Annotated in this window: 12 protein-coding genes; 6 read left to right on the forward strand and 6 right to left on the reverse strand. The window is 62.7% G+C overall.

Annotation, left to right across the window (positions count from 1 at the left end):
- Nucleotides 1-7: 7 nt before the first annotated feature.
- Genes AC788_RS10975 through pcaC form a run of 3 tightly spaced genes read left to right on the forward strand, consistent with a single transcriptional unit; the run spans nt 8 to nt 2,576 of the window.
- Entirely contained in the window at nt 8-1,372 is a 1,365-nt protein-coding gene (locus AC788_RS10975) for a 3-carboxy-cis,cis-muconate cycloisomerase (protein ID WP_049860677.1), read from the forward strand.
- Nucleotides 1,373-1,382: 10 nt separating this feature from the next.
- Nucleotides 1,383-2,171 (forward strand): 3-oxoadipate enol-lactonase, encoded by a 789-nt coding sequence (gene pcaD, locus AC788_RS10980; protein ID WP_049860759.1) that lies wholly within the window; start codon nt 1,383-1,385, stop codon nt 2,169-2,171.
- A 12-nt stretch (nt 2,172-2,183) separates the two neighbouring features.
- Complete coding sequence (gene pcaC / locus AC788_RS10985) at nt 2,184-2,576, forward strand: 4-carboxymuconolactone decarboxylase (protein ID WP_049860678.1); 393 nt, start codon at nt 2,184-2,186, stop codon at nt 2,574-2,576.
- A gap of 50 nt (nt 2,577-2,626) precedes the next feature.
- On the opposite strand, the gene AC788_RS10990 is transcribed toward pcaC, so the two are convergent.
- The 4 genes from AC788_RS10990 to AC788_RS11005 all read right to left on the reverse strand — a co-directional run bounded on the left by AC788_RS10990 (nt 2,627) and on the right by AC788_RS11005 (nt 9,992).
- A complete protein-coding gene (locus AC788_RS10990; RefSeq protein WP_049860679.1) occupies nt 2,627-3,892 on the reverse strand; it encodes an OprD family porin in 1,266 nt (421 codons plus the stop codon).
- Between the two features lie 326 nt (nt 3,893-4,218).
- Nucleotides 4,219-5,673, reverse strand: coding sequence for an AdeC/AdeK/OprM family multidrug efflux complex outer membrane factor (adeC, locus tag AC788_RS10995; protein WP_049860680.1), 1,455 nt, complete (start codon nt 5,671-5,673; stop codon nt 4,219-4,221).
- Nucleotides 5,670-8,840 (reverse strand): efflux RND transporter permease subunit, encoded by a 3,171-nt coding sequence (locus AC788_RS11000; RefSeq protein WP_049860681.1) that lies wholly within the window; start codon nt 8,838-8,840, stop codon nt 5,670-5,672. Before AC788_RS11000 ends, adeC begins: the two co-directional genes overlap by 4 nt.
- Before the next feature lie 3 nt (nt 8,841-8,843).
- Nucleotides 8,844-9,992, reverse strand: a complete 1,149-nt coding sequence (locus tag AC788_RS11005; RefSeq protein ID WP_049860682.1) for an efflux RND transporter periplasmic adaptor subunit — start codon at nt 9,990-9,992, stop codon at nt 8,844-8,846.
- Nucleotides 9,993-10,249: 257 nt separating this feature from the next.
- On the opposite strand from AC788_RS11005, the gene AC788_RS11010 reads away from it, so the two are divergent.
- Complete coding sequence (locus AC788_RS11010) at nt 10,250-10,882, forward strand: TetR family transcriptional regulator (protein ID WP_049860683.1); 633 nt, start codon at nt 10,250-10,252, stop codon at nt 10,880-10,882.
- Nucleotides 10,883-10,979: 97 nt separating this feature from the next.
- Complete coding sequence (locus tag AC788_RS11015; protein WP_049860684.1) at nt 10,980-11,876, forward strand: DMT family transporter; 897 nt, start codon at nt 10,980-10,982, stop codon at nt 11,874-11,876.
- Nucleotides 11,877-11,986: 110 nt separating this feature from the next.
- Here the strand turns inward: AC788_RS11015 and AC788_RS11020 are convergent, their stop codons facing one another.
- Together AC788_RS11020 and AC788_RS11025 are read right to left on the reverse strand one after the other, a co-directional pair.
- On the reverse strand, nt 11,987-13,441 hold the full coding sequence (locus tag AC788_RS11020; RefSeq protein WP_442965541.1) for an MDR family MFS transporter: 1,455 nt from the start codon (nt 13,439-13,441) through the stop codon (nt 11,987-11,989).
- Between the two features lie 176 nt (nt 13,442-13,617).
- Complete coding sequence (locus AC788_RS11025; protein ID WP_049860686.1) at nt 13,618-14,547, reverse strand: AraC family transcriptional regulator; 930 nt, start codon at nt 14,545-14,547, stop codon at nt 13,618-13,620.
- Nucleotides 14,548-14,859: 312 nt separating this feature from the next.
- Between AC788_RS11025 and AC788_RS11030 the strand changes: the two genes are divergently transcribed.
- On the forward strand, nt 14,860-15,183 hold the full coding sequence (locus tag AC788_RS11030) for an antibiotic biosynthesis monooxygenase family protein (RefSeq protein WP_049860687.1): 324 nt from the start codon (nt 14,860-14,862) through the stop codon (nt 15,181-15,183).
- The last annotated feature ends 33 nt before the right edge of the window (nt 15,184-15,216 follow it).

Raw genomic sequence — 15,216 nt, forward strand, 5'->3', positions numbered from 1 at the left:
GAGTTCCATGAGCCAACCGCCGAACAATCAGTTGTTCGATGTCTATTTCACTGCGCCCGCCATGCGCCAGATCTTCTGCGACCATGGCCGGGTGCAGGGCATGCTCGATTTCGAAGCCGCGCTGGCTCGGGCACAGGCCCGCGTCGGCGTGATACCCGGCTCGGCCGTCGCCCCCATCGAGGCGGCCTGCAAGGCCGAGCAGTACGACTTTCAGGCCTTGGCGCAGGCCATCGCCAGCGCCGGCAATTCGGCCATTCCGCTGGTCAAGATGCTCGGCAAGGTCATCGCCGCTTCCGACCCGGATGCCGAGCGCTATGTGCACCTGGGCGCGACCAGTCAGGACGTCATGGACACCGGACTGGTCCTGCAACTGCTGGCGGCGGTCGACCTGATCGAAGCCGACCTGCAACGTCTGAGCGAGGCGCTGAGCCAGCAGGCCCGTCGCCATGCCGCCACGGTCATGCCCGGACGCACCTGGCTGCAACACGCCACGCCCGTCACCCTGGGCATGAAGATCGCCGGCTGGCTCGGTGCCCTGACCCGCAGCCGGCAACGCCTGCGCGAGCTCAGGCCGCGGCTGGCCTGCCTGCAGTTCGGCGGCGCCTCGGGCACCCTGGCCGCGCTCGGCGAACAGGCAATGCCGGTGGCCCGGGCGCTGGCCGAGGAACTGCACCTGAACCTGCCCGACCAGCCCTGGCATACCCAGCGCGACCGGCTGGTGGAACTGGCCTCGGTACTTGGCCTGGTGGCCGGCAGCCTGGGCAAGCTGGGCCGGGACATCAGCCTGTTGATGCAGACCGAAGCGGCGGAAGTGTTCGAGCCGTCCGCGCCGGGCAAGGGCGGTTCGTCGACCATGCCGCACAAGCGCAATCCGGTCGGTGCGGCAGTGCTCATCGGCGCTGCCACCCGAGTGCCGGGGCTTGTGGCGACGCTGTTCAGCGCCATGCCCCAGGAACATGAACGCAGTCTGGGCCTATGGCACGCCGAATGGGAAACCCTGCCGGAGATCTGCTGCCTGGTCTCCGGCGCGTTGCAGCAGGCCCTGGCCATTGCCGATGGCATGCAGGTCGACGCTGAGCGTATGCGGGCGAACCTGGACCTGACCCAGGGCCTGGTGCTGGCCGAAGCCGTCAGCATCGTGTTGGCGCAGCGGATCGGTCGCGACCGCGCGCACCATGTGCTGGAACAGTGCTGCAAGCAGGCCGTCGCTCAAGGCCGACATCTACGTGCGGTGCTCGGCGACGAGCCGCAGGTCACCGAGCAATTGAGTGCCGATGAACTGGACCGTCTGCTGGACCCTTCGCACTACCTGGGCCAGGCCCAGGTCTGGGTTGAACGGGCCGTAGCCGAACACGATCTTTTGAATGCGTGAGGAGATGAGCGTGGCACAGGTACAACTCGCCGACGGCGAACTCGATTACAGCCTGGAAGGCCCCAAGGACAAGCCCGTCCTGGTGCTGTCCAACTCGCTGGGCACCGACCGACACATGTGGGACGGCCAGATGGCCGCCTTCACCGAACATTTCCAGGTGCTGCGCTACGACACCCGTGGTCATGGCCAGTCCCTGGTCACCCCTGGGACGTACACCATCGAGCAGTTGGGCGGCGACGTCTTGGCGTTGCTCGATGCCCTGAACCTGGACAAGGTGCATTTCTGTGGCCTGTCCATGGGCGGTCTGATCGGCCAATGGCTGGGCATCAATGCCGGCGAGCGCCTGCACAAGCTGGTGATCTGCAACACGGCGGCGAAGATCGGCACCCAGGACGTCTGGAATCCACGCATCGAAATGGTCCTCGGCCAAGGCGAGGCTGCCATGCAGGCGTTGCGTGACGCTTCCATCGCACGCTGGTTCACCCCGGCGTTCGCCGAGGCCCATCCGCTGGAGGCCACACGCATCACCGACATGCTCGCCGCCACCTCCCCGCAGGGCTACGCCGCCAACTGCGCTGCGGTGCGCGACGCCGATTTTCGCGAACAGCTGGTTGCCATCCAGGTGCCACTACTGGTGATCGCAGGCACCGAGGACGCTGTCACCACGCCGGCAGATGCGCAGTTCATCGTCGAGCGGGTGACCGGTGCGCAGTACGCCGAATTTGCCGCCGCGCATCTCTCCAACGTCGAAATCGGTGCGCCGTTCAGCGACCGGGTCGTCGAATTTCTATTGCGCTGAAGGAGCCCGTTCGTGGACGAGAAAGAACGCTATAACGAAGGAATGAAAGTCCGGCGTGCCGTGTTGGGCGAGGCCCATGTGGAGCGCAGCCTGAACAACCTGACCGAGTTCAACAGCGAGTTCCAGGAGATGATCACCCGCCACGCGTGGGGCGATATCTGGACCCGCCCGGGCCTGCCGCGGCACACGCGCAGCCTGATCACCATCGCCATGCTGATCGGCATGAACCGCAGTGAAGAACTCAAGCTGCACCTGCGCGCGGCCGCCAGCAACGGCGTCACCCGCGAAGAGATCAAGGAAGTCCTGATGCAGAGTGCGATCTACTGCGGCATTCCAGCGGCCAATGCAACGTTTCACCTGGCCGAATCAGTCTGGGATGAGCTGGGCGTCGAATCACGCCAGTGATAGGGGAAGGAGGGCGGTAGCGCGCTGAACGCGCGCCACCGCCCCGGCGATTACAGAATGCTCAACGGGTAGCTGACGATCACGCGGTTTTCGTCGAACTCGCTGGTGCTGTAGTCGCGGCGCATGGTCGAGTTGCGCCAGCGCATGTTCAGGCTCTTGAAGGTGCCCGACTGCACGGTGTAGGCCAGCTCGGTTTCGCGCCCCCATTCCTTGCCGTCGGTGACGGTGGCGGTGTGCACGTTGTCGCCGCTGATGTAGCGGTTCATCAGGGTCAGGCCTGGAACGCCCACGCCGGCAAAGTTGAAGTCGTGGCGCAACTGCCAGGATTTTTCCTTGGCATTCTCGTAGCTGGAGTTATAGCTGTCGTTAGCCAAGGTACCGCCACTGGTGCCGTTGACGCGCATCCAGCCATTGTCGCCGGTGACTTTCTGCAGGCCGACATAGAAGGTGTTGCTGCCGTACTTGGCGGACAGCAGCGCCGACCAGGTCTTGTTGTCCAGATCGCCGGCCCGTGCGCTGCCGTCTTCCTTGCCGTGGAAGAAGCCCAGGTTGGCGCCCAAGGTCCAGTCGCCAATCGGCTGGCTGTGCAGGATCTGCAGGTATTGCTGCTGGTAGATGTCCTTGAGCTCGGCGTTCCACAGGCCGACCAGGGTGTTCTTGTTGTTGAAGGTGTACTCGCCACCGACGAAGTTGAAACGGTCGGAGGTGATGCCGGCGCGACCCTGCAGGAACATGTCCTCCATGCTGGCATCGTTACGCGGGCTGTTCTTGCGGAACTGGCCACCGTACAGGGTCAGGCCATCGATTTCCTGAGAGGTGATCTGTCCGCCCTGGAAGGTCTGCGGCAGCGAGCGGCCGTCGTCCGAACGCAGGATGGGCAGTACCGGCATCCACTCGCCGACCTTGAGCACGGTCTTGGATATCTTGGCCTTGGCGGCCACACCCAGACGGCCGAAATCATCGGCCGGATCATTGCCGTCATGCACAGGCAGCAACTGCGTGCCATAGGTACCGCGGCCACCATCGAGCTTGACCGAGTACATGCCCAGCACGTCCACACCGAAGCCGACCAGGCCCTGGGTGTAGCCGGATTTGGCATCGAGTATGAAGCTCTGGGTCCACTCCTCGGACTTGCTTTGCGGGAAGGCTGGGTTTACGTGATTGCGATTGAAATAGAAGTTGCGCAGGTTCAGACCGACCTTGGCGTCTTCCAGAAAGCCGGACTCGGCTGCGAAGGAAGGCAGGCCGGCCGTGGCAACGGTCAACGCGATCAGGTTGGGCAACAGACGGGGTGAACGATGGAAGTGCTGGCGCATGGGGTAAACCTATTGTTATTGATTTTATGATTGACGCACGCTGGAACGGGCTTTTCTGACATTTTGTTACGTGTTGCGCGGATGGTGCTTCGGGGTGAAGCACGATTCAACCGACCGCACAGGAATGCGTGCGATAACCGAACACTAACTAACTAGTTAATAACAAGTCAGTTATCTGGTCATCGGACCACTATTGCTCATGATTGAACTTTCGGCCAGTCCCGCGTGACATTTTCTTCAGCCCTTTAGTGCTGACTCACTCCTCGCAGCGGGTCACAGGCGTAAAAAAACCACCGCGAGCGGTGGTTTTTTCATGCCATCAAGGGTCAGCTCTTGGGCGCCTGCGTTGGCTGGGCCAACTGGGCCTGGCCAGTGCGCTCGTACCAGCCGCCTCCCAGTGCCTTGTACAGATTGACCTCGCTGGTCAGCTGCGACAGCCGGTCGGTGATCAGCGATTGCTGGGCACTGAACAGCGAGCGCTGGGCATCGAGGAAGGTCAGGTTGCTGTCGATACCGATACGGTAGCGACGCTCGGCCAGGCGGTAGTAATCCTGATTGGCCTGCACCGAATCACGCTGGGCCTGCAACTGCTCGTTGTAGGTCTTGCGTGCGGCCAAGCCGTCGGACACTTCCTGGAACGCCGTCTGAATGGCCTTCTCGTAGTTGGCCACGTTGATGTCTTTCTGGATCTTCGAGTAGTCCAGGCTGGCACGCAGCGCACCGGCATTGAAGATCGGCAGGCTGATGCTCGGCGAGAACAGCCAGCTGCCGGAACCGGCGTCGAACAGGCCGGACAGCTGTCGGCTCGACGTACCGGCATTGGCAGTCAGGCTGATGCTGGGGAAGAACGCCGCGCGGGCCGCGCCGATGTTGGCGTTTGCGGCCAGCAGGGCGTGCTCGGCTTCGAGAATGTCCGGGCGTCGGGTCAGCAACTGCGACGGCATGCCGGCCGGCACTTCGCTGAGCAGGTCGGCATCCAGCCCGCGGGCTTCGGGCAGGTCAGTCGGAATGGCCGTGCCCAGCAACAGGGTCAGGTTGTTGCGATCCTGAGCCACCTGGCGCTTGTAGCGCGCCAGGCTGACACGGGCAGTTTCCACCGCCGTGCGTGCCTGGCTCAGGTCCAGGGCCGAGGACACGCCTACTTCGGTGCTGCGGCTGGTCAGCTTGAGGCTCTGCTCGAAGGCGCCCAGGGTCTCCTGGGTCAACTTCAGCAGCGCCTGGTCGGCCTGCCAGGTCAGGTAGGCGTTGGCCACGTTGGCCACCAGGCTGATCTGTGTGGAGCGACGAGCCTCCTCGGTGGACAGATAGGTTTGCAAGGCCTGTTCGCTGAGGCTGCGGATGCGCCCCCACAGGTCCAGCTCATAGGCACTCACGCCCAGCGTGACGGCGTACTGGCTGGAGATGCCCGACTCGCCAAGCTGTGACAGGTCAGCCGGTGTGCGCTGACGCGTACCGGTGCCGTCGGCATTGATGGCCGGGAACAGATCGGCACGCTGGATGCGGTACTGCGCCCGATAGGCTTCGATGTTCAGCGCCGCGACACGCAGGTCGCGGTTGTTCTCAAGCGCTACCTGCACCAGGCGCTCGAGCGCCGGGTCGGTGAAGAACTGCCGCCAGCCTTGTTCCGCCGCCGCCACTTCGGCCGCATCGGCGGGCGCGTAGGCCTCGCCCTGCGGGAACTGCTCGGCCACCGGCAGGGCAGGCTGCTTGTACTCGGGGATCATCGAGCAGCCGCCGAGCACGAAGGCGGCGACAGCGATGGATATCAGTGACTTGCTCATTGGCCAGCCTCATCGTGTGTAATGGCTTTGTCGTTGTCCTTCTCGTGTTCCTTGTCGTACTTGCTCTTGAACAGCGACGACACGGCCACGTAGAACATCGGCACCCAGAAAATTGCCAGGATGGTGGCGGTGATCATACCGCCGATCACACCGGTACCGATCGCATGTTGGCTACCTGAGCCTGCGCCGCTGGAAATCGCCAGCGGTACTACGCCGAGGATGAACGCCAGGGACGTCATGATGATCGGTCGCAGACGCATCCGGCATGCTTCGGCGGCCGCTTCCACCAGGCTCTTGCCCTGTTCGTGGAGTTCTTTGGCGAACTCGACGATCAGAATGGCGTTCTTGGCTGCCAGGCCCACCGTGACCAGCAAGCCTACCTGGAAGAACACGTCGTTGGACAACCCGCGCATGCTGGTCGCGATCAGCGCACCGATCACACCCAGCGGCACAACCAGAAGCACCGCGATCGGGATCGACCAGCTTTCATACAAGGCCGCCAGACACAGGAACACGAACAGCAGCGAGATGGCGTACAGCGCTGGAGCCTGCGAGCCGGACAGACGCTCTTCGTATGACAGACCGGTGAACGAATAGCCCACGCCGGCAGGCAGCTTCTTGGCCAGCGCCTCGACCTCGGCCATCGCCTGACCCGAGCTGTAGCCCGGTGCCGGAGTACCGAGGATTTCCATGGCCGCGACACCGTTGTAGCGCGACAGCTTGGGCGAACCGTAGATCCATTCACCGGTGGCAATCGCAGACAGCGGCACCATGGTCCCGGCGTCGTTGCGCACGTACCACTTGTTCAGGTCTTCAGGTGTCATGCGACCGAAGGCTTCGCCCTGCACGTACACCTTCTTCACCCGACCGCGGTCGATGAAGTCGTTGACGTAGCTACCACCCAGAGCGATCGATAGGGTCTGGTTGATGTTCGACAAGGTAATGCCCAGTGCACTGGCCTTCTCGTCATCCACGGTGAGCTGGTATTGCGGCTCATCGTTCAGGCCGTTGGGACGTACGCCTGCCAGAATCTTGCTCTGTGCCGCCATCCCGAGGAACTGGTTGCGCGCCTCCAGCAGTTTTTCGTGGCCGACACCGCCCTGGTCCTGCAGGTAGACGTCGAAGCCCGACGCGTTACCCAGTTCGAGTACCGAAGGAGGCACCACGGCGAACACCATGGCATCGCGGAAGCTGGCGAAGTGTTTCTGCGCACGCTCGGCGATCTTGAACACGGTCGTTTCGGCGTCGCGCTCATCCCAGGGCTTGAGCATGACGAACGCCAGGCCCGAACTCTGGCCACGGCCAGCGAAGTTGAAGCCGTTGACGCTGAACACGGATTTGACGCCCGCGCCTTCGCCGTTTTCGCCATCGAGCAGGTAGGTGCGCATGTCGTCGATGACTTTCTGCGTCCGCTCGGCGGACGAGCCAGCCGGGGTCTGCACCTGGGCAAAGATTACGCCCTGGTCTTCATCCGGCAGGAACGCTGCCGGAATGCGCATGAACAGGAAGACCATGCCAGCGAAGATCAGCAGGTATACCAAGAACGCCGGCAACTTGTGGGTCACCATGCGTTTGACGCCGTTCTCGTACTTGACCACGCTGCGGTCGAAGGTCCGGTTGAACCAGCCGAAGAAGCCGCGCTTGGGTTGGCCGTGCTTTTCCGGATCGATGGGCTTGAGCATGGTGGCGCACAGCGCCGGGGTGAAGATCAATGCGACCAGGACCGACAGGGCCATGGCCGAAACGATGGTGATGGAGAACTGCTTGTAGATCACACCCGTGGAGCCGCCGAAGAAGGCCATCGGCAGCAGTACCGCCGACAGCACCATGGCGATACCGACCAAAGCACCCTGAATCTGGTCCATGGATTTCTTGGTCGCCTCCTTGGGCGACAGATGCTCCTCTTCCATCACCCGTTCGACGTTCTCCACCACCACGATCGCATCGTCCACCAATAGCCCGATCGCCAGGATCATGCCGAACATGGTCAAGGTGTTGATGGTGAAACCGAAGGCGGCGAGGATGCCGAAAGTGCCGAGCAGTACCACCGGGACCGTCATCGTAGTGATGATGGTCGCGCGCAGGTTCTGCAGGAACAGGTACATCACCAGGAACACCAGCACGATCGCTTCGATCAGGGTGTGGACCACGCCTGTGATCGATTCGGTCACGGTCGGTGTGGTGTCATACGGGTAGACCACCTTCATCCCAGGCGGGAAAAACGGCTCCAGGTTGGACACCGTGGCGCGAATGGCCTTGGCCGTGTCCAGAGCGTTGGCGCCCGTGGCCAGCTTGATCGCCATACCCGAAGCCGGGCTGCCGTTGAACTGCGCGTCGATGCTGTAGTTCTGACCGCCCAGGCCAATGCGCGCGACGTCCTTGAGGCGGACCTGCGCGCCGTCGTTGTCGACTTTCAGGAAGATATTGCCGAACTGCTCGGCAGTCTGCAGGCGAGTCTTGCCGATGATGGTGGCGTTGAGCTGGGTGCCGGGCAAGGCTGGCAGGCCGCCCAGCTGACCGGTCGCGATCTGCACGTTCTGCGCAGTGATCGCAGCGCTCACTTCCACCGGTGTGAGCTGGAATTTGTTGAGCTTGGCCGGATCCAGCCAGATACGCATGGCGTACTGCGAACCGAACACCTGGAAGTCACCCACACCGGAAGTCCGCGAGATCGGGTCCTGGATGTTGGAAACGATGTAGTTGGACAGGTCGTCCTTGGTCATGCTGCCATCTTCGGACACCAGACCGATCACCAGCAGGAAGTTCTTCACCGACTTGGTCACACGCAGACCTTGTTGCTGCACTTCCTGCGGCAACAGCGGCGTGGCCAGGTTCAGCTTGTTCTGCACCTGTACCTGAGCGATGTCGGGATTGGTGCCCTGGTTGAAGGTCACGGTGATGGTCATGCTGCCATCGGAGTTACTGTCCGAGGAAACGTAACGCAGGTTGTCGATACCGTTGAGCTGCTGCTCGATGATCTGGACCACGGTGTCCTGCACGGTCTGTGCGGAAGCACCAGGGTAGGTGACCTGGATATCGATGGCGGTCGGCGCGATGGCCGGGTATTGATTGATGGGCAACTTGAGAATTGCCAGCCCGCCCACGAGCATGATCACCAGGGCGAGTACCCAGGCGAAAATGGGGCGGTCAATAAAGAATCTGGACATCGATTACTTACCTTCGCCTGTGGCGGTGGAATCGGACTGGCCGGGCGTCAGGTTGCCCGCTTCCTTCACGGTCACGTCGGCGCCTGGCTTGACGTACTGCAGGCCCTCGGTGATGACGCGATCGCCGGCGTTCAGGCCTTTCTCGATCACCCAGAACGCGCCGTCGGTGCGGTTGGCCACCAGCTCGCGCTGCTCGACCTTGTTGTCCTTGTTCACGATCAAGGCGGTCGGGGTGCCCTTGAGGTCACGGGTCACGCCTTGCTGCGGTGCCAGGATGGCCTCGCTGCGCACACCGGCCTGCAGCTTGGCGTGAACGAACATGCCCGGCAGCAGCACGTGCTCGGGGTTGGGGAACACGGCGCGCAGGGTCACCGATCCGGTGGCCTGGTCGACTGACACCTCGGAGAACTCCAGCTTGCCGGTCTGGCTGTATTCGCTGCCGTCTTCCAGGGTCAGTTTCACCGAGGCGGCGTTGTCGCCGGCCTTCTGCAACTTGCCGCTGTCCAGGTCGCGACGCAACCGGAGCATTTCGGCGGACGACTGGGTCACGTCGACGTAGATCGGGTCCAGCTGCTGAATGGTGGCCATGGCGTTGGTCTGGCCATTGGTCACCAGCGCGCCTTCGGTCACGTCGGAACGACCGATGCGGCCCGAGATCGGCGCCAGCACCTTGGTGTAGCGCAAGTCGATCTGCGCGCTCTTGACCGAGGCTTCAGCTTGCAGCTGCTGCGAGCGGGCGTTGTCGTATTCCTGGCGGCTGACGGCTTGCTCGTCGATCAACTGCTTGTAGCGTCCGGCCAGCGACTTGGCCGATTCCAGGGTCGCCTGGGAGCTGCCCAGCGTGGCCTCGTACACCGACGGGTCGATCTGATAGAGCTGCTGCCCGGCCTTGACCTCGGTACCTTCCTTGAACAGACGCTTGAGGATGATCCCGTTGACCTGCGGCCGCACTTCGGCCACGCGGTACGCGGTGGTCCGGCCCGGCAGTTCGCTGGTCAGGGTGTAGGGTTGGGCTTTCAAGGTAACCACGCCGACCTGAGGAGCCTGCTGAGCCTGCTGCGGGGCTGCTTCTTCCTTTTTGTCACAGCCGCTGAGCAGGGTTGCCAGGGCGACGGCGGATACCAGAGCGGTAACAACTGGCTTGAATTGCATGAAGATCCTCGGGTCGTGAGCGCGTGGGAGGGCTCAAGAATAGTGGAAGGTTGAAAAAATGTTACGACTGGATTAATAGCTTACTAACGAATATACTTACATTCGTGGTTGTTTGTAAACAACTTGATGGCCTGATGCCCGCGACGAGGCGGCGCACCATCGACATTCGGGACAAGCCCCGCACAAAAGGGATTCCCGGCCTGAGCACGCGCCGCGTACCGCATGGCCCGTGCATTGAAGATTGAGGTTCTACTGCCATGGTTCGCCGTACCAAAGAGGAAGCCCAGGAAACCCGAAGCCAGATTCTCGAGGCCGCCGAACAGGCTTTCTACGAGCGCGGTGTGGCTCGCACGACCTTGGCCGACATCGCAACCCTGGCCGGGGTGACGCGCGGCGCCATCTATTGGCACTTCAGCAACAAGGCCGATCTGGTCCAGGCCATGCTCGACAGCCTGCAGGAACCGCTCGAAGAATTGGCCCAGGCCAGCGAAAGCGAGGATGAGCCCGATCCACTGGGTTGCATGCGCAAGCTGCTGATCCGCCTGTTCCAGCAGATCGCCGTGGACCCCAAGACCCGCCGTCTCAACGAAATTCTGCATCATAAGTGCGAGTTCACCGATGAAATGTGTGACATGCGTCGCCAACGTCAGACGGTCAGCATCGACTGCAATGTGCGCATCGAACGCTCGCTGAGAAATGCGGTGAACCGTGAACAGCTGCCGAGTGACCTGGATACCGTCAGGGCCGCCATCGCCTTGCACGCCTATATAGATGGCATGATCGGTCAATGGTTGCTGGTTCCTGGCAGTTTCGACCTTTTCCAGGAAGCCGAGCGTTGGGTGGACCTGAGCCTGCAAACGCTGAGCCTGACGCCGGCGTTGCGCAAATAAAGTTGTGAATCAAGTTGTAACACTGCCCCCGCTCGCGCCATCATCGACCTTACCCGCCCGGTCGGTACCCTTTCATCATCCTGTTGCGAGCGTGTGAATGAGCGTGCAAAACCCGTTGCTTACTGGGGCCAGCCAGCCGCTGCGCGGTATCGCGCTGATCTGTCTGGCGACGTTGCTCTTCGCCAGTCACGACGCCTTGTCCAAGTACCTCTCCGGGTTTTTTCCCATCGTCGTGGTGGTGTGGGCGCGCTATGTGGTGCACACCCTGTTGATGCTGGCCATCTTCGTGCCGCAGACCGGTTTGTCCACGGTCATCCGCACCAAGCGACCCGGATTGCAGCTGCTGCGCGCGCTGTGCCTGATCGCCACCAGCCTGTTCTTCACCACCAGCCTGCGTTACATACCGTTGGCCGAGGCCACCGCGGTGAACTTCCTGGCGCCCTTGCTGGTGACGGCGCTGTCGGTGCCGCTGCTCAAGGAAGTCGTCACGCGCGCTCAGTGGGCGGCGGTGATCACGGGCTTCATCGGTGTACTCATCGTCATCCGGCCCGGCGGTGCCTTGTTCACCCCGGCCATCATCCTGCCGCTGATTTCCGCGTTCTTCTTCGGTCTGTACCAGTTGCTCACGCGCAAGCTCAGCGGCATCGACAGCCCGACCACCAGCAACTTTCTTGCCGGTATCTTCAACACTCTGATCATGAGCGCGGTGCTGCCGTTCTTCTGGCAGGCACCGGGCTGGATCGATGCCTTGTTCATGGTGGGGCTGGGCACCTGCGGCATGTTAGGGCATCTCCTGCTGACCCAAGCCTTTCGCCATGCGGCGCCGGCGCTGCTGGCGCCGTTCAGCTACGGACAGATCCTGTTTGCCGGGATGTACGGTTACCTGATCTTCGACCATACCCCGGATATCTTCGGGGTGGTGGGCATCAGCGTCATCTGCCTCAGCGGCCTGGCCGTGGCCTGGGCCCAACGCAAGAAGCGACCGGCTGTCTGAGCGGGCCCCTTCGCGGGTAGAACCCGCTCCCACAGGTCAAGCAGCTTCGCTCCACCCCTTGTGAGAGCGGGTTCTACCCGCGAAGAAGCCAGACCTGCCCTCCATACAAGCTACTTCTCCCCATGCCCACGGCCCCGCAGTTCCAGATTGGGCAGCGCCAATGCCACGGCCAGTCCCAGCAGCGAAATACCGGCACTGGCCCACAGCAGGTGTTGAAAGGTCTGCCCCAGTTCCAGGCGCAAGGCGTCCCGTGCCGGGCCTGCCGCCGCATTGAGCCCGGTCAGCAGCACATTGCCGCCCATCGCCTCAAGGCCGTGACCGCCCAAGGCACCGTCCGCCAACTGCACGCCGTGCAACATGGCCAGGAGCAGTGCCGACAGGCAAGCTACCCCAACCGCGCCCCCCAGCGAGCGAAACAATGCCAGGGTGCTGGTCGCCACACCAATGTCCCTGGCCTGCACCGAGTTCTGCGCGCCCACCAGCGAGGTGGGAAACTGCAGGCCGCAGGCGAAGCCGGTCAACAACATGAAGCCCACGCTGAGCAGCAGGTTATCCGGCGGGCTGAACGACATGCCCACAATGCCCAACGGGGCAAGCAGCGCCCCGGTCAGGATGATCGGTTTGTAACGCCCGGTCTGTGAAGTCCGACGCCCGCCCAGGAACGCGCCAATCGGCAGGCCCAGCGCCAGCGGCAGCAGGTACAGCGCCGCTGCATCGGCCCCGGCCCCGGTGACGGTCTGGAAACGCAGGGGCATCATCACGCTCAGGCCAATGGCCTGGAAGCTGGTGAAAAACACCGAGCACCAGCACAGCACCGCCGCTGGAATGGCGAACAGGTGCAGCGGCAGCAGAGGCTCGCGAAAGCGTCGCTCATGCCAGACGAAACCCAGCAGTGCCACCACGGCCACCACCAGCAGGCCCCACACCTGCGTGTCGCCCAGCCCATGACCCTGGCCGATGCGGGTGATGCTCATCAGCAAGGTGCTCAAACCGATGATCATCAGCACCGTGCCCAGGTAGTCGATGACCGGCGTGCGCTGCGGAATTGGCAGCCCGGCCAGCTTGCGGTTGGCGTACCAACAGGCGAATGCGCCCAGCGGCAGGTTGATCAAAAACACCCAGCGCCACGACAGGTACTGGGTCATGTAGCCGCCCAGCACCGGCCCCAACACACTGGCTGCGGCGTACATGCTGCTGAAATACCCCTGGTAGCGACCGCGCTCGCGAGGGGGCACCACGTCACCGATGATTGCCTGGCTGACCGACACCATGCCGCCAGCGCCGACCCCTTGCAGCAGGCGCGCCAGCACCAGCTGCTCCATGCTCTGCGCCATGCCGCAGAACAGCGACGCGACGGTGAACAGTCCGGTGCCGATGAGGATCATCCGCCGACGGCCATACAGGTCGCCCAGCTTGCCGTAGATCGGCGTAGCCACGGTCATGGCCACCATGTACCCGGAAATCACCCAGGCTAGCCGGTCGACGTCGTTGAACTGCGCGGAGATGGCCGGCATCGAGACCGCAACGATGGTCTGATCCAGGGCGCCGAGAAAAATGGCCAGCATCAAGGCCACCAGAATGCTCTTGATGGCCGGCGGGGAATGGCTGAGATCGGTCACAGGTGGGCCTGTAGGGAAACGCCGAGGCCAGATGGCCGCGGGCCGTGGCCTTGAGTGTACTGGATAGCTAGCTATCGGTTCTATCGGTGACCCGGTGTTTTTTCCAGGTCTGCCTGCGAGACCTACAGACTGATCCGCAGCCGTGCCAGATCTCGCACCGGCGGCGCGCCGAAATGGCGGCTGTATTCGCGGCTGAACTGGGAAGGGCTTTCGTAACCCACTCGGTACCCGGCCGCCGAAGCGTCGAGGTCTTCGCTGAGCATGAGCCGGCGCGCCTCCTGCAAGCGAAGCTGTTTCTGATATTGCAGCGGGCTCATGGAGGTTACCGCCTTGAAGCGGTGGTGCAGGGTGGACACGCTCAAGTTGACTTCCCGGGCCAGGTCTTCGATGCGCAGGCTGCGATGGAAATGCCGGTTGATCCAGGCGATGGCTTGGCTCACGCGATGGGTCTGACTGTGCGCCACCGCGATTTCGTAGAGTCGATGACCTTGTTGCCCGCCTAACAGACGGTAGAGGATTTCCCGCCTCACCAGGGGTGCCAGCACGGCAATGTCCCGTGGAGTCTCCAGCAGCCGGACCAGGCGCAGCACGGCATCCAGAAAGGCCGTGTCCATTCGCTCCACGTACAGGCCGCGCTGGGTCGAGCGCGTGGGCACACCCAACGGTCCGGCGTCGGCGATCACTGCGTTGATTTCCTCGGGGTCGATGTCCAGCCGCAGCGACAGGCTGGGATCGTGCGGGGTGGCATCGAGGATCCGTCCCGAGACCGGCATGGCCACCGACACCACCAGAAAATTCAACGGATCGTAGACATAGCGCTCATCGCCCAGGCGCACTTCCTTGCTGCCATTGGCAAGAATGCACAGCGCCGGTTGGACCAGGGCCGGGAATGACTGCACGCATTCCTCATAACGCACCAGGCGCAGGCCGCTGATCGCGGTGCCATGGTCGCCTGGCGTCTGGGCGCCGCGCGCGATGCGCTCGGCCAGTTCGCGACGGCTGTGTTCCAGAGCGGGGTCCAGCGGTAACAAAGCAGGGGCGGAGAGGGTCATGCGGGCTCCAGGATCTGTACATCACATGACACGAGGATAATCCGCGCTTAATGCCAGAGGTAGACGATAGCTGCTGGATGTTTGCCCAATCCTGCCAACTTGCGTCAGGGCCTTGTACACACCGAGGCGGGCAGTGTTAGCGGGCAAGCCTGAAAGTGCCCAAAATAAGCTATACCGGTTGAACGAAGCTGCAACCCGGCAGGATCGGGCAAGACCTTGACAGGAAACGGCTAACCCCTGCGCTCCGGGGTTGCGTAACGTTGTCGCTGCAACTGTGTTCACCGCAGAACGTTCAATCAGGGAGAGTCGAGCATGAACTCATTTTCTACCGTCAGTCATTGTGCCCTGGTCACCGCCCGGCCAGGTGATTCGGAGCGGGTCGGGCTGGGTTTGTCGGCGCTGGTACGGCCCGCGCTGGCCATGCCTGGCTGTCTGCACTTTGCGGTCCAGCGCAGTCACGGCGACGAGCGACTGTGGCAGGTGGCTGGCGTTTGGCGCGATCAGGCCGCGATGACCGCCTGGCTCAACTCGCCGGGCATGCAGGTGTTCTCCGATCTGGTCCACGGCCTGCTGGTGACCAGCCTCGACCTGCACACCTTCGGTGACGCGGCGCTCGAACATGCCAGTGCGGCCTGAGCCGCGTACAATCGCGGCTTTTCCATCGGCCCG

Source organism: Pseudomonas sp. RIT-PI-a, assembly GCF_001187875.1.
In the GTDB taxonomy this organism is placed as follows: Bacteria; Pseudomonadota; Gammaproteobacteria; order Pseudomonadales; family Pseudomonadaceae; genus Aquipseudomonas; species Aquipseudomonas coleopterorum.

Excerpts from the sequence above, each read along its gene's own strand:
- AC788_RS11030 (WP_049860687.1), top strand. The coding sequence starts at position 14,860 with ATGAACTCATTTTCTACCGTCAGTCATTGTGCCCTGGTCACCGCCCGG.
- AC788_RS10990 (WP_049860679.1), bottom strand. The coding sequence starts at position 3,892 with ATGCGCCAGCACTTCCATCGTTCACCCCGTCTGTTGCCCAACCTGATC.
- AC788_RS11010 (WP_049860683.1), top strand. The coding sequence starts at position 10,250 with ATGGTTCGCCGTACCAAAGAGGAAGCCCAGGAAACCCGAAGCCAGATT.
- adeC (WP_049860680.1), bottom strand. The coding sequence starts at position 5,673 with ATGAGCAAGTCACTGATATCCATCGCTGTCGCCGCCTTCGTGCTCGGC.
- AC788_RS11000 (WP_049860681.1), bottom strand. The coding sequence starts at position 8,840 with ATGTCCAGATTCTTTATTGACCGCCCCATTTTCGCCTGGGTACTCGCC.
- AC788_RS11005 (WP_049860682.1), bottom strand. The coding sequence starts at position 9,992 with ATGCAATTCAAGCCAGTTGTTACCGCTCTGGTATCCGCCGTCGCCCTG.
- AC788_RS11015 (WP_049860684.1), top strand. The coding sequence starts at position 10,980 with ATGAGCGTGCAAAACCCGTTGCTTACTGGGGCCAGCCAGCCGCTGCGC.
- AC788_RS11020 (WP_442965541.1), bottom strand. The coding sequence starts at position 13,441 with ATGCTGGCCATTTTTCTCGGCGCCCTGGATCAGACCATCGTTGCGGTC.
- AC788_RS11025 (WP_049860686.1), bottom strand. The coding sequence starts at position 14,547 with ATGACCCTCTCCGCCCCTGCTTTGTTACCGCTGGACCCCGCTCTGGAA.
- AC788_RS10975 (WP_049860677.1), top strand. The coding sequence starts at position 8 with ATGAGCCAACCGCCGAACAATCAGTTGTTCGATGTCTATTTCACTGCG.